This is a genomic window from Mycolicibacterium pallens (assembly GCF_019456675.1).
In the GTDB taxonomy this organism is placed as follows: Bacteria; Actinomycetota; Actinomycetes; order Mycobacteriales; family Mycobacteriaceae; genus Mycobacterium; species Mycobacterium crocinum.
In genome coordinates, this window is the sequence record NZ_CP080333.1 from 603,162 (window position 1) to 622,236 (window position 19,075).

21 protein-coding genes are annotated in these 19,075 nt (G+C 66.4%); 12 read left to right on the forward strand and 9 right to left on the reverse strand.

Annotation, left to right across the window (positions count from 1 at the left end):
* Window positions 1-8: 8 nt before the first annotated feature.
* Entirely contained in the window at window positions 9-2,108 is a 2,100-nt protein-coding gene (locus K0O64_RS02750) for an MMPL family transporter (protein WP_220046022.1), read from the reverse strand.
* Window positions 2,109-2,167: 59 nt separating this feature from the next.
* On the opposite strand from K0O64_RS02750, the gene K0O64_RS02755 reads away from it, so the two are divergent.
* The 8 genes from K0O64_RS02755 to K0O64_RS02790 all read left to right on the forward strand — a co-directional run bounded on the left by K0O64_RS02755 (window position 2,168) and on the right by K0O64_RS02790 (window position 9,351).
* Window positions 2,168-2,641, forward strand: coding sequence for a MarR family winged helix-turn-helix transcriptional regulator (locus tag K0O64_RS02755; protein ID WP_220046023.1), 474 nt, complete (start codon window positions 2,168-2,170; stop codon window positions 2,639-2,641).
* A gap of 110 nt (window positions 2,642-2,751) precedes the next feature.
* A complete protein-coding gene (locus tag K0O64_RS02760; protein ID WP_220046024.1) occupies window positions 2,752-4,461 on the forward strand; it encodes an alkaline phosphatase family protein in 1,710 nt (569 codons plus the stop codon).
* Between the two features lie 29 nt (window positions 4,462-4,490).
* On the forward strand, window positions 4,491-5,606 hold the full coding sequence (locus K0O64_RS02765) for an AAA family ATPase (protein WP_220046025.1): 1,116 nt from the start codon (window positions 4,491-4,493) through the stop codon (window positions 5,604-5,606).
* A gap of 21 nt (window positions 5,607-5,627) precedes the next feature.
* On the forward strand, window positions 5,628-6,806 hold the full coding sequence (gene purT, locus K0O64_RS02770) for a formate-dependent phosphoribosylglycinamide formyltransferase (protein WP_071950129.1): 1,179 nt from the start codon (window positions 5,628-5,630) through the stop codon (window positions 6,804-6,806).
* Window positions 6,803-7,243 (forward strand): Rv0361 family membrane protein, encoded by a 441-nt coding sequence (locus K0O64_RS02775; RefSeq protein ID WP_220046026.1) that lies wholly within the window; start codon window positions 6,803-6,805, stop codon window positions 7,241-7,243. Before purT ends, K0O64_RS02775 begins: the two co-directional genes overlap by 4 nt.
* A 43-nt stretch (window positions 7,244-7,286) precedes the next feature.
* Entirely contained in the window at window positions 7,287-7,700 is a 414-nt protein-coding gene (locus K0O64_RS02780) for a rhodanese-like domain-containing protein (protein WP_071947862.1), read from the forward strand.
* Window positions 7,697-8,908 carry an O-succinylhomoserine sulfhydrylase gene (locus tag K0O64_RS02785; protein ID WP_071947861.1) on the forward strand — a complete coding sequence of 404 codons (1,212 nt, stop codon included), beginning with the start codon at window positions 7,697-7,699 and terminating at the stop codon, window positions 8,906-8,908. Before K0O64_RS02780 ends, K0O64_RS02785 begins: the two co-directional genes overlap by 4 nt.
* Window positions 8,909-8,910: 2 nt before the next feature.
* Window positions 8,911-9,351 (forward strand): hypothetical protein, encoded by a 441-nt coding sequence (locus K0O64_RS02790; protein ID WP_071947860.1) that lies wholly within the window; start codon window positions 8,911-8,913, stop codon window positions 9,349-9,351.
* Between the two features lie 2 nt (window positions 9,352-9,353).
* Here K0O64_RS02790 and K0O64_RS02795 read toward each other — a convergent pair whose 3' ends face one another.
* The 3 genes from K0O64_RS02795 to K0O64_RS02805 are packed head-to-tail and all read right to left on the reverse strand — an operon-like array spanning window position 9,354 to window position 10,527.
* A complete protein-coding gene (locus K0O64_RS02795) occupies window positions 9,354-9,731 on the reverse strand; it encodes a DUF4267 domain-containing protein (protein ID WP_156909837.1) in 378 nt (125 codons plus the stop codon).
* Window positions 9,728-10,048: an NIPSNAP family protein gene (locus K0O64_RS02800; RefSeq protein WP_071947858.1), complete on the reverse strand. Its 321-nt coding sequence runs from the start codon at window positions 10,046-10,048 to the stop codon at window positions 9,728-9,730. The genes K0O64_RS02795 and K0O64_RS02800 overlap by 4 nt, the downstream gene beginning before the upstream one ends.
* A 2-nt stretch (window positions 10,049-10,050) precedes the next feature.
* Entirely contained in the window at window positions 10,051-10,527 is a 477-nt protein-coding gene (locus tag K0O64_RS02805; protein WP_071947857.1) for a DUF1772 domain-containing protein, read from the reverse strand.
* Between the two features lie 99 nt (window positions 10,528-10,626).
* Between K0O64_RS02805 and K0O64_RS02810 the strand changes: the two genes are divergently transcribed.
* Window positions 10,627-11,211 (forward strand): TetR-like C-terminal domain-containing protein, encoded by a 585-nt coding sequence (locus K0O64_RS02810; protein WP_220046027.1) that lies wholly within the window; start codon window positions 10,627-10,629, stop codon window positions 11,209-11,211.
* Here the strand turns inward: K0O64_RS02810 and K0O64_RS02815 are convergent.
* Window positions 11,208-12,071: an SDR family oxidoreductase gene (locus tag K0O64_RS02815; RefSeq protein WP_071947855.1), complete on the reverse strand. Its 864-nt coding sequence runs from the start codon at window positions 12,069-12,071 to the stop codon at window positions 11,208-11,210. The genes K0O64_RS02810 and K0O64_RS02815 overlap by 4 nt on opposite strands.
* 53 nt (window positions 12,072-12,124) lie before the next feature.
* Here K0O64_RS02815 and K0O64_RS02820 point away from each other — a divergent pair, with 53 nt between their 5' ends.
* Entirely contained in the window at window positions 12,125-12,601 is a 477-nt protein-coding gene (locus K0O64_RS02820) for a GNAT family N-acetyltransferase (RefSeq protein ID WP_071947854.1), read from the forward strand.
* A gap of 19 nt (window positions 12,602-12,620) precedes the next feature.
* Here the strand turns inward: K0O64_RS02820 and K0O64_RS02825 are convergent, their stop codons facing one another.
* Window positions 12,621-13,355 (reverse strand): MBL fold metallo-hydrolase, encoded by a 735-nt coding sequence (locus K0O64_RS02825; RefSeq protein WP_071950128.1) that lies wholly within the window; start codon window positions 13,353-13,355, stop codon window positions 12,621-12,623.
* Between the two features lie 76 nt (window positions 13,356-13,431).
* On the opposite strand from K0O64_RS02825, the gene fgd reads away from it, so the two are divergent.
* Both fgd and K0O64_RS02835 read left to right on the forward strand, forming a co-directional pair.
* Window positions 13,432-14,442 (forward strand): glucose-6-phosphate dehydrogenase (coenzyme-F420), encoded by a 1,011-nt coding sequence (gene fgd, locus K0O64_RS02830; RefSeq protein WP_071947853.1) that lies wholly within the window; start codon window positions 13,432-13,434, stop codon window positions 14,440-14,442.
* Between the two features lie 112 nt (window positions 14,443-14,554).
* Window positions 14,555-15,316 carry a WecB/TagA/CpsF family glycosyltransferase gene (locus K0O64_RS02835; RefSeq protein ID WP_156909836.1) on the forward strand — a complete coding sequence of 254 codons (762 nt, stop codon included), beginning with the start codon at window positions 14,555-14,557 and terminating at the stop codon, window positions 15,314-15,316.
* An 18-nt stretch (window positions 15,317-15,334) separates the two neighbouring features.
* Here the strand turns inward: K0O64_RS02835 and K0O64_RS02840 are convergent, their stop codons facing one another.
* The 3 genes from K0O64_RS02840 to K0O64_RS02850 all read right to left on the reverse strand — a co-directional run bounded on the left by K0O64_RS02840 (window position 15,335) and on the right by K0O64_RS02850 (window position 18,969).
* Window positions 15,335-16,072, reverse strand: coding sequence for a polysaccharide deacetylase family protein (locus tag K0O64_RS02840; RefSeq protein ID WP_198044321.1), 738 nt, complete (start codon window positions 16,070-16,072; stop codon window positions 15,335-15,337).
* Window positions 16,073-16,534: 462 nt separating this feature from the next.
* Window positions 16,535-17,551: a glycoside hydrolase family 6 protein gene (locus tag K0O64_RS02845; protein WP_198044320.1), complete on the reverse strand. Its 1,017-nt coding sequence runs from the start codon at window positions 17,549-17,551 to the stop codon at window positions 16,535-16,537.
* Complete coding sequence (locus tag K0O64_RS02850) at window positions 17,548-18,969, reverse strand: O-antigen ligase family protein (protein WP_156909835.1); 1,422 nt, start codon at window positions 18,967-18,969, stop codon at window positions 17,548-17,550. Before K0O64_RS02850 ends, K0O64_RS02845 begins: the two co-directional genes overlap by 4 nt.
* Between the last annotated feature and the right edge of the window lie 106 nt (window positions 18,970-19,075).

The following is a 19,075-nucleotide window of genomic DNA, read 5'->3' on the forward strand; positions in this document are numbered from 1 at the left end:
CCACGACGTTACGCGCCCTCGGCGTGCTCGAGCTCCGACCGCGTGAACGCCGGCCACCAGATCGCCGGGCCGATCAGGGTGAACAGCGCCGGGATCACCACCGTTCGAACCACGAACGTATCCAGCAGGATGCCCAGACCCACGATGATGCCGAGCTGGGTCAACACGATCAGCGGTAGCACACCCAGCACGGTGAACACCGCCGCCAGCACGATGCCTGCGCTGGTGATCACCGCGCCCGTCGCCGATACCGCTCGCACGATCCCGCCGCGCGTGCCGTGCTGCGGTGTCTCCTCACGCGCCCGGGTCACCAGGAAGATCGTGTAGTCCACACCGAGTGCCACCAGGAACAGGAATGCGAACAGCGGTGTGGTGTTGTCAAGTGCGGGAAAGCCGAGCAGGTGCACGCTGACCCAGCCGCCCAGCCCGAGTGCGGCCATGGTGGACAGCACGGTGGCGGCCACCAGCACCAGCGGGGCGAGGGCCGCTCGCAGCAGGATGTAGAGCACGGCAAGGACGACGACGAGGATCGCCGGGATCACCACCCAGCGGTCGCGCACCGCGGCGTTCTTCGCGTCCAGTGCTTGCGCGTCCGATCCGCCCACCAGCGCGCCGGGGTCGGCTTGATGGACCGAATCCCGCAGCGCGGCAACGGTAGTGAAGGCGCCATCGGAGGCGGGTTCGGCCGCGAGCACGACCTGCCACTGACGCAGACCGGTGGCCGATTCACCGGCCGGGTTGACCGAGACGACACCCGGAGTGGCCCGGATGGCCTGCTCGAGCGCCGCGCCGGCATCGGCGTGACCGATGACCCGCGTCGGATCGGTGAGGCCGCTGGGGAAGTGGGCCGACAGCGTGCGGTAGCCGGCCACCGAATCGGCACTGACCCTGAACTGGTCGATCTGGTTGAGCCCCACCGGAGTTGCCAACAGACCGGTGGCGAGCGCGATCAGCACCGCGGTTGAGGCGACCGTGACCCGGCCGGCATGGTTCGACACCCAGTCCGCGACCCGGTGCCACGCGCCGGTGGTGGTGATCTGTTCGCCACCTGGGCGAGGCACGAAGGGCCAGAACAACTTCGGTCCGAAGAGTGCCAGCAGCGGCGGCAGCGCCAGCAGCACGAAAACGGCAGCGACCACCAGACCGGAGGCGGCCTGGACACCGAGGCTGCGGGTGCTGGGCGATGACGCGAACAGCAGCGTCAGCAGGGCCAGCACCACGGTCGCATTGCTGGCCGCGATCGCCGGTCCGGCGAACCGGACGGCGGTGCGCAGCGCTGCCCGGTGGTCGGGCGCTGAGCGCAACTCCTCGCGATAGCGCGAAATCAACAGCAGCGCATAGTTAGTCCCCGCACCGAACACCAGCACGCTGGTGATGCCCGACGTCGAACCGTCGGCAGCCATGCCGGTGGCTTCGGCGATCGCCGAGCCCAGCACCGCGGCCACCCGATCGGCGAACGCGATGACCAGAAGCGGCACCAGCCACAGCACCGGCGAGCGGTAGGTGATGATCAGCAGCAGTGCGACCACCGCGCCGGTGACGGCCAGCAAGGTGATGTTGGCACCGGAGAACGCGTTGGCGATGTCCGCGCCGAACGCCGGCCCGCCGGTGACATTGACCGTCAGGTCGTCCGGCAGTCCGGACTTGGCCGCCTCCCGCAGCGACTTGACTTCATCGTTGAGCGCGAAGCCGGACAGGGTGGCATCGACCGGTACCGGCGCCAACGCGGCCTTACCGTCTTCGGAGGTCGTCACCGGGATGGGCGGGCCACCCTTGCCGGTGGTGGCGACCATCCGCTCACGGGCCGCATCTGCGGCGGCCAGGTCTGCCGGTGTCAACGCCGCGCCGTCCGGCCGGCTGACGACGAGGATCACCGGTGCCGCCCCGCCGCCAGGGAAGTCCTTGAGTAGCGCGCCGGCCTTCGCCGATTCGGCGCTGGGGGGCAGGGCGACCGGGGACTGGTCGGCCGAGGAACTCTGGCCGATAACCCCCATCAGGCCGCCGCCGATGAGCGCGATGACCAGGGCCAATAACCAGGAATGCCGGTTGCTGACGAGCTCGCCGATGCGATCCCACGCGGGGCGCCGGGCGTCGAGTCCTTGGTGCATGAACCCAACATAGCTTCATTTTCTTAACATTTCATCTCCTTAACAGATATCCTGGCGGTATGAACCCATCCGGTCGGCCCGCGCTGGAATCCGCCGTGGTGGCCGACGTCCAAGCTCTGTCGGCCGAGTCCGATCAGATCGGCCGGGCGTTCGCGGGCATTCACCGGCTGTCGGCCAATGACTTCCGCGCGCTGGTGCATGTGATGGTCGCCGAGAACGCCGGCACTCCACTGACCGCCGGTGAGCTCCGCACCCGGATGGGGGTGTCGGGTGCCGCCATCACCTATCTGGTCGAGCGGATGATCGAATCCGGCCACTTGCGGCGCGACTCGGATCCGGCCGATCGGCGCAAGGTGATCCTGCGATACGCCGATCACGGCATCGAGGTGGGCCGCGCGTTCTTCACGCCATTGGCCACCCACACCCATCGCGTCCTGGCCGAACTGCCGGATGAGGATCTCGCGGCCGCGCACCGCGTCTTCACCGCAGTTCTCGAAGCAATGACCGCGTTCCGCGCCGATCTGAGTTCATAGCCGGTCCACTTGCCGGTCGCGTTATTTTTGCCGACTTTGCTGCGGACCATGCTGAAGTAGGCAAAACTATTGCCGTCTAACGGGTCTTGGGGAATCGGGTGATTGCGCAAATGAAGCGAACCAAACAGCTGTGCGTCGGTGTGGCCGCTGCAGGCATCTTCGGTCTGGGGACCACGGTCGCCACCGCCGTCGCCTACGCCGACTCGGCGGATTCGAATGCCGGCCCGTCGGCCAGCTCCTCGAAGTCGAGCACGGCCAGTGCCGGGCCGAAGGCCCGCGCCCGCTCGCAGAGCACCGCTCCCCAGCCGGCGACCAAGACGAAGAACACCGGCACGATCAGCCGGCCAGCTGCGGCGTCGGCCGGCCGCACCGCGGCTCGCACTACGACATCACCAGCGGCAGAAGCACTTTCAGCGGCACTGTCGACGCTGGGTATCACCCCGGTAGCGTCGAACGGTGGAGCGTCCAGCCCGGCATCGGCCGGGGTCGGGCGCAGCCGGCGCGGAGCCGTCATCACCGCATCGGCGCTCCCCGCAGCGGGCCTCGGCGGGTCCAATGCCCTCGTCAGCACGCCCACCCACGTGCTGGTGATCGGTATCGACGGAACGAATCTCAGCGCGATCCTGGCCAACCCCGACAATGTCAACCTGCAGGCCCTGATGACCACCGGGACCACCGCGGCCTCGACCATGGTCGGGCACACCACGATCTCGAACCCGTCGTGGACGGGCATTTTGACCGGCGTGTGGAGCGAGAAGACGGGGCTGTTCAACAATGTCTTCACGCCGTGGACCTACGACAAGTGGCCGACGGTCTTCAACCAGCTCGAGGCCTTCGACCCGTCCATCCAGACCACGGCGATCGCGGACTGGGAGAACATCGCCCAGATCGCCGGGGCCGGTGCGATTCCCGCTGACGTGATCAAGTTCTTCCCGAAGTACAACAACAGCTGGCTGGAAACCGACGACCTGGTGGGCCAGGCGTCCGTCGACGCGATCGGTGACACCACCGCGGGCGTCTCGAGCTTCAACTTCACGTACTTCGTCGGCGTCGACAACACCGGGCACGAGTACGACGCCGGGTCGCAGCAGTACAAGGATGCGCTGAAGAACGTCGACGAGAACGTCGGCTTGATCATGCAGGCGGTCACCGACTGGAACACTGCGCACCCCACTGAGAAGTGGACGGTGTTGGTGACCACCGACCACGGCCAGGTGCCGTGGCCGACGATCCGGCTCGGCTCGGACATGCGGGCACACGGATTCCAAACCCCTTGGGAGACCACCACCTTCGTCATCGCAAACGGCGCTGGATTCACCGCCGGGGCGATCAACAACACCTATTCCAACATCGACATCACCCCCACGGTGGACGCACTGTTCGGGCTGACGCCCCCGTCCTATTCGGCCGGTTCGCCTCTGATGGATCTCGCCGGAAGTAATTACCTGCCCGTGGTGCCCGGCTTCGATGGGATCAACCAGGCGCTGACCGACGCGATCGCGATGTACGGCTATCCCGACGTGGTGACCAACATCGCCCTGGACCTGCGGACCGTCGCGGGATTCGTTCCCTATTTCGTGTACTCGGTCTTCAACGGTCTCACCGCGGACATGTCGTCACCGCTGAAGCTGCCCATTCAGTTCGTCGGTGCGGTGCTCTACCAGCTGGTCAACATCCCGGTGCAGATCATCGCGCGGTTGACCGGGGTGACGGGCAACCAGATCATCCCGCCGGACCTCTGGCCGTACACGACGGTGCCCGGCGTACAGCCGCTGCCGCCGGCGACCGCGGTGCCCAGCCTGGAGGCCATCGCCGTCTGACTGTCGGCATGCCCTGGTTAGGTGGGGGCGTGCTCGACACCGTCGCTGTGGAGAACTACCGGTCGCTGCGCCGGCTGATCCTGCCGCTGCGCGGCCTCAACGTCGTGACCGGGCCGAACGGCTCCGGCAAATCCAGCCTGTACCGGGCGCTGCGGCTGCTGGCCGATTCGGCGCGCAACGGCGCCGTCAGTGCGCTGGCCCGCGAGGGCGGGTTGAGCTCGACCATGTGGGCGGGACCGGGCACCAAGGGTCCGGTCAGCCTCAAGCTGGGCTTCGCCGGGGAGGACTTCGGCTACGCCGTGGATTTCGGCATGCCTCAGGAGACGGAGACGGCATTCAACCTGGATCCCGAGATCAAGTCGGAAGCCGTGTGGGCCGGTGCGATCCTGCGACCCTCGACGTTGTTGGCGCAGCGGTCGGTTCGCAAGGTTCTGCTCCGCGACGCCGACGACGGCTGGCGGACGGCGGCCACCTTGCGGCCGTTCGACAGCATGCTCAGCGAGATCGCCGATCCGCAGGCCGCGCCCGAGCTGCTGGCGCTGCGTGAGCGCGTCCGGTCCTGGCGGTTCTACGACCACGTCCGCACCGACAGCGACGCGCCCGCCCGCAGGCCCCAGATCGGCACTCGCACAATGATGTTGAGTCATGACGGCGCCGACCTGGCCGCCGCCCTGCAGACCATCGCGGAGATCGGCGACGCCCGGGCACTGGCCGAGGCCGTCGACAATGCCTTCCCCGGTAGCCGGGTGGAGATCCCCAACACCGACGGCCGCTTCGAGGTCACCCTGCGCCAGCCGGGCATGCTGCGCGCCCTGACGGCGGCCGAGCTGTCCGACGGCACGCTGCGCTACCTCCTGTGGGCCGCCGCTCTGCTGACTCCGCGGCCGGCCGAGCTGACCGTGCTCAACGAGCCCGAGTCCAGCCTGCACCCGGAGTTGCTACCCGCGCTGGCCGCGCTCATCGCACGCTCCTCCGAGCGGTCCCAGATCGTCGTCGTCACCCACGCCGCCGCGTTGGTTACCGCATTGCGTGAGGCCCAGCGCGACGTCAATGCCATTGAACTCACCAAGCAGCAGGGCCAAACCGCGATCGTCGGCCAGGGCCTGCTCGACGAGCCGTCCTGGCACTGGCCTGCGCGGGGATGAGCCCACCTATCCTTGGGCATCATGCGGGTGATGCTGGTCGGGTCGGGTGAGCTGAGTCGGGAGCTGGTGCTGGCCTTCCAGCGGCTCGGAGCCGAGGTGGTCGCCGTCGATCGGTACGCCGACGCACCGGCGCACGACGTGGCCGACGAGGCGCTGGTCGTGAAGATCACCGACCCCGAAGAGCTGAGCGCCGCGATCGCCCGCGTCGAACCGGCCTACATCGTCGTCGACACCAACGCGGTGGCCATCGACGCGCTGCGCGCGGCAGCCGACAGCGGAACCACCCAGGTGGTGCCGGGCGTCTACGCCACCCAGCTGAGCCTGGACCGCGAGGGCATGCGGCGGCTGGCCGCCGACGAGCTGGGCCTGCCGACCGCGCCGTTCTGGTTCGCCGGGTCGGTCGAGGAGCTGACCGCCGTCGCCGAACACGCGGGCTTCCCGCTGGTGGTCAAGCCGGTGATCGGGGTGCCCGGTCAAGGCCAGTCGGTGCTGCTGCGGCCCGACGACGTCGAGCCCGCATGGCAACGCGCCGTCGCGGCCGGCGGGCGGGTGCCGCACAACCGGGTGCTGGCCGAGACCGTCGTCGAGATCGATTACGCGGTCACCTTGCTGACCGTGCGGACCGACGGCCCGGCGGGACCGACCCTGCACTTCTGCGAGCCGATCGGGCATCGTCAGCTCGACGGCGGCGTCTTGGAGTCCTGGCAGCCGCAGCAGATGACGGTGGCGGCGCTGGGCGCGGCGAAGTCGGTGGCCGCGCGGATCGTGCGGGCGCTCGGCGGGCGCGGCGTGTTCGGGGTGGAGCTGCTGGTCCGCGGTGACGAAGTGTACTTCTCCGACGTCAGCGTGCGCCCCTACGACAGCGGGCTGGTCACGCTGCGCACCCAGCGGCTGTCGGAGTTCGAGCTGCACGCCCGCGCCGTACTGGGGTTGACCGTCGACACGATCATGATCTCGCCGGGCGCCGCCGAGGTCACCTACGGCGGTGCTGAGGAGAGCGCAGGCAGCGCGGACATCAATCCGGCGATCCTGGCCGAGGCGTTGGTGGTACCGGAGAGCGATGTGCGGCTGTTGGGCGCACACGAAGGTGCCGCGCGGCTGCGGCTCGGGGTCGCGCTGGCCACCGCCTCAGACGTCACCACCGCCCGCGATAGGGTGCGCCAGGTGTCGACCGCTTTGCACCGGGTGTGGCAGCCATGACCGAACGCGAGGACGGCGGTTCCAGCCCGCTGCCGATTCTGATCGCCCTGGGCGTGGCGGTGCTGGTGCTCGCCGCGGTGGGCATCGCCTGGCTCGTCGACGACAAAAAGCCGATGAGTGAGGACGTCAAGGTCGGTCGCGCCGCCGTCGGCCAGAACGACGCGCTGCAGCGCGACAACTACTCCGACTTCCGCAAGTACACCTGCGCCGCCCAGCAGGGTGTCGAAGCCGAAGTTCTTGCCGGCCAACAGAAATCGAAAGCCGTGCACGGTGCTCGGTACGTTGACGACATCACCGACGTCAAGATCGACGGTGACAAAGCCACCGCGACCGTCGTCTACCACTTCGAGCACGCGGCCGACACCAAGCTGAAGACGCCGATGACCTTCGCCCGCGAAAACGGCGAATGGACCGTCTGCTCGCCCGGCCCGGCCTAGGTGCGCTCGGTTCGCGCCAGGTCATTGTGGGAGACTCGGGCACGTGAGTTATGCAGGAGATATCACCCCTGAGGAGAGCTGGAAGCTGCTCAGCGAAAACCCCGACGCGGTGCTGGTGGACTGCCGCACCGACGCCGAATGGCGCTGGGTCGGTGTGCCGGATCTGAGCAGCCTGGGTCGCAACGTGGTGTTCGTCGAGTGGAACCGCAGCAACGGTCAGCACAACGACGACTTCGTCGCCGAACTCAACGCCGCCGGCGTCACCCCCGGCGAGCGTCCCGTGGTGTTCCTCTGTCGCTCCGGCAATCGCTCCATTCCGGCGGCCGAGACCGCGACCGCGGCGGGGATCGCGCCGTCCTACAACATGCTTGACGGGTTCGAAGGCCAGCTCGACGCCGACGGCCACCGCGGCATCAACGGCTGGCGGGCGCTGGGCCTGCCCTGGAAGCAGTCATGACTGACGAGGTGCCGTCGGTTCGCATTCCCGCGCCGCTGCCCGATGGCGTCAGCCAGGCGACACTCGGGGTGCGGGGTGGGCTGCTGCGCTCCGAGTTCGAGGAAACCTCCGAGGGGATGTACCTCACCTCCGGCTACGTGTACTCCTCGGCGGCCGAGGCGGAAAAGGCGTTCACCGGCGAGATCGACCGGTACGTCTACTCCCGCTACGGCAACCCGACGATCTCGATGTTCGAGGAGCGTCTGCGGCTGATCGAGGGTGCGCCCGCCGCGTTCGCCACCGCATCGGGCATGGCCGCGGTGTTCACCTCGCTGGGCGCGCTGCTGGGCGCCGGCGACCGGTTGGTGGCCGCGCGCAGCTTGTTCGGCTCGTGCTTTGTGGTGTGCAACGAAATCCTGCCGCGCTGGGGTGTGGAGACCGTCTTCGTCGACGGCGACGACCTCTCGCAATGGGAAGAGGCGCTGTCGGTGCCGACGCAGGCGGTGTTCTTCGAGACGCCGTCGAACCCGATGCAGTCGCTGGTCGACATCGCCGCGGTCTCCGAGATGGCGCACGCCGCGGGCGCGAAAGTGGTGTTGGACAACGTGTTTGCCACTCCGCTGCTGCAGCAGGGCTTCCCACTGGGCGCGGATGTGGTGGTGTACTCGGGCACCAAGCACATCGACGGTCAGGGCCGGGTGCTCGGCGGGGCGATCCTCGGTGACAAGGAGTACATCGACGGACCGGTGCAGAAGCTGATGCGCCACACCGGCCCCGCCCTGTCGGCGTTCAACGCCTGGGTGCTGCTGAAGGGCCTGGAGACGATGTCGGTGCGGGTGGACTACTCGAACCGTTCCGCGCAGCGGATCGCCGAGTTCCTCGAATCCCAGCCCGGGGTGAACTGGGTGAAATACCCGTTCCTGGAATCACATCCGCAGTTCGACCTGGCCAAGCGGCAGATGCGCGGTGGTGGCACCGTGGTGACCTTCGAATTGGACGGTGGCAAGGCGCGGGCTTTTGAAGTGCTCGACAAGCTGCAGATCATCGACATCTCGAACAACCTCGGCGACGCCAAGACGCTGATCACCCATCCGGCGACCACCACGCACCGCGCGATGGGTCCGGAGGGCCGCGCCTCGATCGGGCTCGGCGACGGAGTGGTTCGGATCTCGGTGGGGTTGGAAGGCACCGAGGATCTCATCTCCGACCTGGAACGCGCGCTGGGTTAGCGGTGTCTCGCAACTCCGATGCCAAGAAGGCTCGCCGCAAGAAGCGGCAGGCCCAGCGTGACGACCGCTGGATTCCCGGCGACGTCAAGGACACGCTCGACGATGTCGACGTCGAACTCGCCCAGGCCGTCGAGACGTTCGACGAGTGGCTGACCACCCGCGGCTGGACATTCGATGCCGAGTTCTCCACTGACACCCTGATCAGCTGGTTCTTCGAGCCGTCGGCCGCCGCGGTCGCCGACGAGCGATACGAGCCGGTCACCCGCATCTGGATCACGGCGTCCGGCGAAGACGACGACTTCCCGGAGGGGGTCAAGGCGGTGCTGGTCGGCACGGGGGACGATCAGGGCGCGCTGTACACGGTCGCGCCGGAAGTTCTTCTCGCACACATCGATTCGATCGAGTCGTATCGGTCCGGTGATACGACGCCGGTGCTCGCCTAGCGTCACGACAGCAGCAGTAGCGCAGTCGTGACGAGCATGACCACGGCAGTGGCGCCGTGCACACCGAACGCGACCCCCTTGGTACCCCCGTTTTTCAGCACGATGATGGCGTCGGCAATCGGAATGACGGTGGCGCCGAGGATGACCCAGCCCAGCAGATGGGTGGCGCCGGCGGCCATGAGGATGACGACGAACAACCCCGACGCGATGTCGCGCACACCCTTGACGTTCAGATAGGCGCGCATCGATGGCTGGTCCGGGTCGGCCGGCACGCCGTAGCCGGCGGCGGCGACGCGGGGGGCGGCGATGAACCGCGCGCCGATGGCGATGATGGCCACGGCGATGAGGCCGGCGAGCGTGTAGCCGGCGATGCTGATCATGATGAAACCTCCTGCAGGTCAATGGGTTCGAGCGAGATGGTGTCGACGTGGATGATCTCGTCGGGGTCGAAGCCGGCCATATCGGCGGCGAATTCCGGGCTCGCCATGACATGCCGTGTCAATTCGTCGGGGTCGGCGCCGGCCGGGTAGCCGATCAGCGCGACGAGTCGGTGCGCCCCGCCGGATCGTTCGGTCCACACGCCGTTGGTGCTGATCCCGAATGCCGGAAAGGTCGCCAGGTGACGGGTCCAGTGGACGGTCGCGTATTGCCGCAATGCCTCGGCTGACCGCAGGGTGTAGATCCTGAGCTCAAGCATGGTCAGACCGCCAGTGCCGCGAGGAGCGCGACGACGGCGAGGCCCTGCAGGATCGCGCGAGCGTTGATCACGCCATCCCATTTCGCTTGCAGCGCACGCCCGTTCGCGAGCGGCCCGCCGGCAATCGCGGCCGCGGTCAGTTGACGGTTGATCGGTGCGCTCACTCGGAGGTAGATCGCGAGCCAGACCAGGAGCGAGACGAGTGCGATGCCGGCCGCCGTCGCCTGCGCCCAGTGTTCGGATAGCGCGGCCAGCACCGCGCATGCCGCGGTGGCGAGCACACCCAGCACGCCGGGGATTGGCATCCGCCGATCCCCGTACCGATGCACGAAACCGGTAACCGCGACCAGGGCGTCATCGTCGAGCGACGCCAGCGCCGGGCGCAGCACCATCGCGCAGAACACATCGGTGCCATAAACCACGGCGGTGGCCAGCACCGCGAACGCTGCGGCGATTCGGGTGGTGAGGTCGAGATCCATATCGCTGCCCCTTTCCGAGCCAAGTGCTAGCAACGCTAACCCCAGGGGCGCTCGTTGGCAATAGCATTGCTAGATTTTCTAGCCGTGCTATCGTGCGATATGGCCATCGATGACCGTCGCGAGCGCGAACGGGCCGCACGCCGGCGACTGATCGTGGCGACGGCCCGCAAGATCGCGGAAGCCGAGGGCTGGGACGCCGTCACCACCCGACGGTTGTCGACGGAGATCGAGTACAGCCAACCGGTGCTGTACAAGCACTTCAGCGGGATGGATCACGTTGCCGCGGCCGTCGCGCTCGACGGGTTCGGCGAGCTCGCCGACGTGACGCGGCGGGCCCGGTCAGATGCGACGACGGCTCGTGAATCGCTGGCCCGGACCGCCCGCGCGTATCTCGACTTCGCGCGCGACAATCCGGCTGTCTATGACGCGATGTTCGTCCGCGCCACCCCGCTGAAGTTCGCGACCGACGACACCCCGACTCAGCTCGAGGAGGCGTTCGCGGGCCTGCGCGACGTCGTCGGAGACATCGCCGGGGACCGCGACGCCGACACCCTGACCGAGGTGTTCTGGGCGTCGCTGCACGGACTGGTCACGCTGTCGCGGGCCGGCCGACTACGCCCCGATCACGACGCCGAGCGGGTCCGGCTCCTGGTCGACGAGTTCACCGACCAGCCCAACGGTTAAGGCTTGTCCGGAGTCTCGACGACGCCGGTGGCGCTCTGCGCGCGCTTCTCGTAGGCAGCGCGCGCGGTCGTGTCGAAGTCGAGGAACACCCGGTCGGTGCCCATCTGCTTGGACAGCCAGCGCCGGCCGCGCGGCGGCAGGAACATCACCGCGGCGGCGAGGAATCGCGAGAAGCCCGGAACGGAGATCGACGTTGTCGGCTTGTCCAGTGCCTTGACCACTGCCGCGGCGATGTCTTCTGGCTGAACCGGCTTGGTGGCCGCAGTGGTGTGGGTGCCCGAGATCAGCTCGGTGTTGGTGAATGTCGGCATGACACAACTGATTTGGACACCCTGAGGGGCGTATTCGTCGGCCAGCCCGGTGGACAACCCGACCACCGCGAACTTGGTTCCGGCGTACAGCGCCTGGCCGGGCACGGCGAGCATGCCGGCCATCGAGGCGATGTTGACGATGTGGCCGCTGCGGCGCCGGACCATTTCCGGCAGCACCAGCCGGCAGCCGGTGAGCACGCCGTAGAAGTTCACCTCGACGGCGGTGCGCACCGCCTGGTCGGTGTGGTCGAGGAACGGGCCGACCGGCATGACGCCGGCGTTGTTGATCAGGACGTCGATGTGGCCGCCGCCGTCGGCGCGCGCCTTGTCCAGGAACGTCGCGAACGACTCGGGGTCGCTGACGTCGAGGGGGTACCCCGAGACCGGTCCGAGCTTGCTGAGCTGCGCGACGGCCGACTCCTCGAGCGCCACATCCCGGTCACCGATCACGACCCGTGCGCCGCGCTGCAGGAGAGCGCGTGCGGTGGCGAAACCGATGCCCCGCGCCGCGCCGGTGATCGCGATTGTTTTCCCGCGGATGTTGTCCATGGCCCGAAACTTTACAGGTGTCAACTTTTGGGCGAAAGGGGCAGAATGATCCGGTGAACGGATTGCGCTTCGTCCCGGTCGACGAGGACGACCGGTTGGCTCAGCCGCTGCTCGCAGAACTCGCCGTCGAGTACGCCACCCGCTACGAGGCTCCGGAATCAGGGGTGGCGCGGTGGCTGCGCGATCATCCTGCCAACCAGTTCCGACCGCCCGACGGCGGGATGTTGATCGGACTCCTTGACGGTCAGCCGGTGACCGGCGGGGCGTTCTGTCGCTTCGACGACGACACCGCCGAACTCAAACGGATCTGGACCGACAGCGGGCATCGCCGCCGTGGCCATGCCGCGACGCTTCTGGCGGCGCTGGAGGATGAGATCGCCCGCCGCGGTTACCGGCGGATCTACTTGACCACCGGCAACCGACAGCCCGAAGCCGAGGCGCTCTACGAGAGCACGGGCTACCGCAGGCTTGACGAGCCGCTCCCCAGTGACGTCGAGCAGTATCCGATCGCCTTCGTGAAAGCGCTGTGACGGCAAGCAAATTCGTGACTCAGGCCGGCGTGGCCTGACGCGCCGCCTCGCGAACGGGTCCGATCCACAGGTCGCCGTGCCCGGGGATCAGCACATCGGCGTCCAGCGTCGCCAATGCGGACAGGCTGCGCACGCAGCCCGCCTCGTCGTGGTTGAACACCGGGTGCAACAGCTGCGGACCCTTGCGTGCGGCCAGCGGATGCCCGGTCACCAGCGCATCGCCGGCGACCAGTACTCCGTCGACGATGTAGGAGCAGTGCCCGCCGGTGTGGCCGGGGGTCGGCACGGCCGTCGGCTGGCCAGGCAATGTCGAGGCGATGTCGTCGGTGAGTACGGCCGCCGTCGGAATTCCGTCGTGGGTGAGCGCGCCTTTGCGCATGATGTCCACCGACCACTTCACCCAGCGCGGTTGCCACGCGTGTCGCATCAGATCGACCGGTGACGCCTGCTGCAGATAGTCGCGCTTGGCGTGGCCGACCTCGTCGGCGTGACAGTAGACGGGGGTGCCGTGCGTCTGTGCGAACCAGATCGCGGTGCCGAAGTGGTCGACGTGGGCATGGGTCAACAGGATCGCCGTCACGTCCGTCGGGCCGAATCCCAATTCGCGGAGCGATCCCAGGACCTCGTCGCGGCTGCCGGGGAAACCGGCGTCGATCAGCATCACGCCTGCGTCGTCGGCAACGACCGTCCAGTTGACCAGCGGTGTCTGCGCCATGTGCACGCGCTCGGTGATAGCGGTCAGAGCCACGGCCATGCCGCGAGTGTAGGCGCCCACCCCTCACTAGGACTCGGCCGCTCGCTGGTCGCCAAAGGGGAGTAGAAACGATGACGTGGCTGAACTGAAACTGGGTTACAAGGCGTCGGCGGAGCAGTTCGCGCCGCGTGAGTTGGTCGAGCTGGCGGTGCAGGCCGAGGCGCACGGGATGGACAGCGCGACGGTGAGTGACCACTTCCAGCCGTGGCGTCACGAGGGCGGGCACGCACCGTTCTCGCTGGCGTGGATGACGGCGGTGGGTGAGCGCACCAAGCGGCTGGTGTTGGGCACCTCGGTGCTGACCCCCACTTTCCGCTACAACCCGGCCGTCATCGCGCAGGCCTTTGCGACCATGGGCTGCCTGTACCCCGACCGGATCTTCCTCGGCATCGGCACCGGCGAAGCGCTCAACGAGATCGCCACCGGCTACGAAGGGGAGTGGCCGGAATTCAAGGAACGGTACGCACGCCTGCGCGAATCGGTGCGGCTGATGCGCGAGCTGTGGCTCGGTGACCGCGTCGACTTCGAGGGCGAGTACTACAAGACCAAGGGCGCCTCGATCTACGACGTGCCCGAAGGCGGCATCCCGATCTACATCGCCGCGGGCGGACCGCAGGTGGCCAAGTACGCCGGCCGCGCCGGCGACGGTTTTATCTGCACCTCCGGCAAGGGTGAAGAGCTCTATAAGGACAAGCTGATTCCGGCGATGCGTGAAGGCGCCGAGGCGGCGGGCAAGAATCCTGACGACGTCGACCGGATGATCGAGATCAAGATCTCCTACGATCCCGACCCGAAGCTGGCGCTGGAGAACACTCGCTTCTGGGCGCCGTTGTCGTTGACCGCCGAGCAGAAACACAGCATCGACGACCCGATCGAGATGGAGAAGGCCGCCGACGCGTTGCCGATCGAGCAGGTGGCCAAGCGCTGGATCGTGGCGTCGGATCCCGACGAGGCGGTCGAGAAGGTCAAGGACTATGTCGACTGGGGCTTGAACCACTTGGTGTTTCACGACCCGCGGCAGGATCAGCGCCGATTCCTGGAGTTGTTCCAGAAGGACTTGGAGCCGCGCCTGCGCAAGCTGGGCTGAGCGCCAAGAGCCAATCGAGACGCAGCGGATTGGGGGCTCGCACCCATGGAGATGCGGGGTAGCGTGTTGCAAAACTTGTGGACGCCAAGCGTTGACCGGGAATGAGGTGCAGATGTCGCGACCGATCGTGACACGCTATGCGCGCTTCAACATCTCAGAATTGAGCGAACGAGAGGCTATCGAGGCCATCTTGACGCGCAGTGAGCCGCTAATTGCGGGAGCGCCCCACCTGGTCGTGACCCCGAATATGAATCATGTTGCGAGACTTCAGTCTTCGGCCGAGTTTGCATCGGTCTACGAACGCGCCAGTCTCTATCTCGCGGACGGGTGGCCGGTCGCGCGGCTCGCAGCCAGCCTCGGTGTTCAGATTTCGGGCCGTGCGACCGGAAGCGGCATCACGCATGCTCTGGCCCACACGCGCGGTGACGGGCGTCGAATATTCCTCGTTGGTGGTTCGACGCCGTCGTCGCTTGAAGCTGCATCGGCGGTATTCCGCGAGAATGGTTGGCTCGTCGAGTCGGAACAAGCACCCTTTGGGTGGCTCGATTCAACCGGCAACACTGCCGCGCTCGCTCGGCGTGTGGCTGCATTCGAACCAGACATCGTGCTGTTGGGCGTCGGTTCTCCGTTACAGGAGCGGGTCGGCGTCTGCCTCCTGGACGCTGAGGGTGTGACTGCAGTGCTGCTCGGGGTCGGCGCATCCATCGACTTCCTCGCCGGCGAGGCGACCCGCGCGCCGAAATGGATGCAGCGCCTTGGGATCGAGTGGTTCCACCGCATCCTGACCGATCCCGCCCGACTCTTGAAGCGGTACGTCAGTGACGTCGTTCCATTTCTGCGGGTCGTCCGACAGTCTCATGCGAGTTCCGAATAGTGCGGGGTGCGACGACGCCTACGTTCGGCCGCGCACGTGGGCGCGCAAGCCGGAGAGCCCAAGCGCCGCAGTGACACGGCGGCGCCGCGCCAACCATTGCGAGCCCATCGCCACCTTTAGCAGGAAGCGCAGGCCGACGTCGTGCCGCAAGATTTCGATCCGCGGCAATTGGTGACGTAGCGAGCGTCGACCGACGTGGCCCGGGTAAGTAGTGAAGGCCGCACGCAGGCCAGCCCGTGCGGTGGCGGTTGTAACCCGTTCGTCGTAATTGCCATAGGGATAGGCGAGAAGCCGTGGCCGCGCAAGGCCTGCAGCCTCGAGATCTGCGAGAGAACCGATGATCTCCTGGTCTATTTCGCTATCGGATAGTGTGGCGAGGCGGTAATGCGAGCGCGAGTGGGAACCGATCTCGACGCCTCGCCGAGATAGTTCTTGCAATCCAGCCGTGTCTAGCAATGCCAACCGAGGGGCGCCGATAGCTTCGTCCCACGCGTTGCTATCACCGACGCGGCCGCTGACGGCAAAAGCGACAGCCGGTATTCCACGCTCCTCGAGGATGGGCAAGGCGGCATACAGCAGGTCGTCGTAGCAATCGTCGAAGGTCACGAGCACAGCGCGACGAGGAAGTTCACCGTCACCTTCGAGCGACCGCAGCGCCTCCTCTGCGCTGACGAAGCGAAAACCAAAGCGCTGTAGGCAATCAAGCTGTTCGGCGAACACTCGCGGCGGAACCCCGTAGGGCTCGAGCACCGGCACGCCCGAAAGGTCAGCGATCGCGTGGTAGCAGAGAACCCGCAGCCCGACGCGGTTAGGGGTCCTGCCGGCCGCGGAGACGGCACGCCAGTACTGGGCGCTGAACGCGTATAAGAGCAGCCACTGTGCAACCCGCCGGTGTGGCGCGATAGCCCTCACTGCAACTCTCCAGATTGGTCCGTCAGTTTCCATCTTTTACTTTCCCATCCTCCGATGGCTCCTATCTCCGGGTTTAGTTCCTGGCCCTGAGGGATGCGATTGAACCAATTTGGATACCTGGAGGGTCTTTCGCCGTGCTTTGGACACGTCGAATAACCCCGATGAGTAACGATAACCCGACGAACTAAGGTCAGCCGCGTCCGCGCTGTACCGCTATTCCATGGGTGCAGACCATTCAGGCGCCTGCCTTCAACGGGAAGCGCGCCCCGCCAGAGGTAGGTCCCCAGGGGATCGCGTGAGAGGTCCCTACTTTCCGAGCAGGCCCAACGCGACAGGGGCCCAGAAGCCGGTAGGCGGGCCACCCCCGCACCCGTCGGTCTCCCCCGGACTCTTGATCCACAAGAGGCCATCCAGATCACCACCTCGGAATAGCCGCGGTGCAGCTCCCAGCCGAGCCCCCGGTGGGTTGCAGAAATCGCGTTGCGGCCCCGCGCCATTTCGCCCGATGTCGATTACGAAGTGCGCGCCGTTGATGCCAAGTTTGCTGAGCTCACGCCGCACACGTTCGGCGTACTCGACTTCGCTTTGCGTCGTATAGAAGTTGGCGACGTTGAGGCTGAAACCCGCTACCTTGTTGACGCCCACTTTCGCCAAGCGGTGGGCGGCTTCCGCTGGACTCAACCAATTTTCATGTCCTGCATCGATGTACACCTGCGCGCCCGTGGTCGAAAGTGCGTCGACCGCGAATTGCAGCATCCCCAGACGGTCACCTTGCTCGCACTTGCCCAGGTCCGGAAGTGCGTCGGGTTCGAGGATGACGATTGCTTCGCGGTGCCCCTTCAACGCTTCGGCGGCCGCTTGGATCCACTCCTTGTACTCTTGCTCGTCGCGCGCGCCCCCGCTGGCGAAGGAGCCGCAATCGCGCTGAGGAATGCGGTAGAGCACGATCGACGGAACCGCATGCGCCGCCGCCGCGCCGGCGAGGTATTTGCCGATATCATCCCGGACCGTCTTCGCCGACCAGTCGCCGAACCACAAGGCTTGCGGCGTTTGTGCGATTCGGTCGAAACGCGGATCCTCGCGTGCTGCAGCAATCGCCTGCATTCCGGGGTTGATGTATAACGGGGTGTCGACGGGCCTGCTGCCTGCTATCGTCGCCGAATCGGCGGCCCGCGACCATCGGAACGCATCGGGCCGCACAGCCATCGCCACGAAGACGGCGGTGATGACTACTGCAATAGCTGTCGCGATTAAGGCGTGCCTTCGCCATTGCGTAACCCGATCGGGCCTGGTCTCAGGCGGATCAGTCGGCGCGTCGCTCACCGTGCACTGCTTGCTTGGCATGTATCGCCAGTTCGTGTCACCCGTGTTTCGCCCGGTCGTGCGAAGAACAACACCGTCAGTGGAACTATCGTGACGGTCCAAAACTCGCCCCTGTCTACGAAGCCCAGGGGATCTTCGAGGAAACCACTAACGCAGATCCCCGTGACCAGCATCGCGGCGATCGTCAGGTAGCGGCTCCTGGATACCGTGATGGCGTATGTCTGTACGAAAAGGGACCCGACGGCGACAAATGCGAGAATCACCCCACCAGTGACGAGGAATTGTATGAACTGGTTGTGAGCTTCAAACGCCGCACCGCCCAGTTCGGACGTGTCTCTGCCAATGCGCCCGTACCAGTCATGGCCGAAACCTTCGAAAATTGCGCGCGACGACCACTGAATCAGCGAGCCCTTCCAGATGGCAGCGCGACCTGTGAATGCGTCTGCCTCCCATCCCATGAACGGCAGCACGCACATCGTGACCAGTGCCGTAGCTGTCGCGATACGTGCCACCGCTGACGCTGCGGGGCGCCGTCCCAGCTCTACGAGGGTCCCCACCACGATCCCCACGACGAGCATGCACGCGATCGCGAACATTTCATTGCGACTAGAGGACCAGCAAACCGCAAACACGACGATCCCCAGGCTGGGCAACCGCAGCCACCACCGCGGTAGCGTGGCCACCGCTGCCGCCCCGACCGCGAGGTACAGGCCCAAGTTGTTCTCCGATGTGAACATTCCCTGCAGCAGACCCAGGGACGGGAACACACCCTTGTCGGCGCGTGCACGCACAATTCCTCCCGGTTCGCGCACGATGCCGGCCTCCGGCCGCAGGAATCCGATCGCTATCGCGATTATCGCCGTGAGCACGACGAGTGCGCCAAGTGTGGTGAGAACACGACGCGGGTTGGGCCGCAATGCCGCTAGCGCCAATACCACCACCAGGAACAAAGCGCTGTCGGGGGTCGGCGAACGGTAATACAAGTCACGCGTCAGAATGCAGAGCCACGGCGCCAGAACCACAAGTAAGCGCCACAAGCCCGGTCGGGTGACATCGTTAATGCGGAACAGCACTACGGCGATGCCGATACCCACCGCCATGAGGAAGAACAGCTGCGTGGTCACGCGTGAGGCCGGTGTCGAGATCGGACCTTGGCCGACTCGAACAAAGGTCTTTTCTGTAGTCAGTGATAGCACGATGAGCGCTCCGACTACCCGCCCCCACATCATGACGACGAGCAAAACGGCGACCGTATCGCGAGTGATGAACAGCCGACTCCTCTGTAGCATCGGCCCCTCTATTCGCACCACACGACGGTCCCGCTGCGATGGCAATGCCAACACTTCGACCTTGCGAATACTACCGGCCGTACGAACGTGAACTGGTGCCGGCCGGACGCGGGCGCTGGTGACGGTCATCGGCGTCAACCTGTCCAGGCTTCCAATAGTCAAACATAACTAAGGGACTGTCAGAATAACGGTGGATCTGGTCTTGGTCTGACACGCCGAGCGTGAGCTTGGCGGG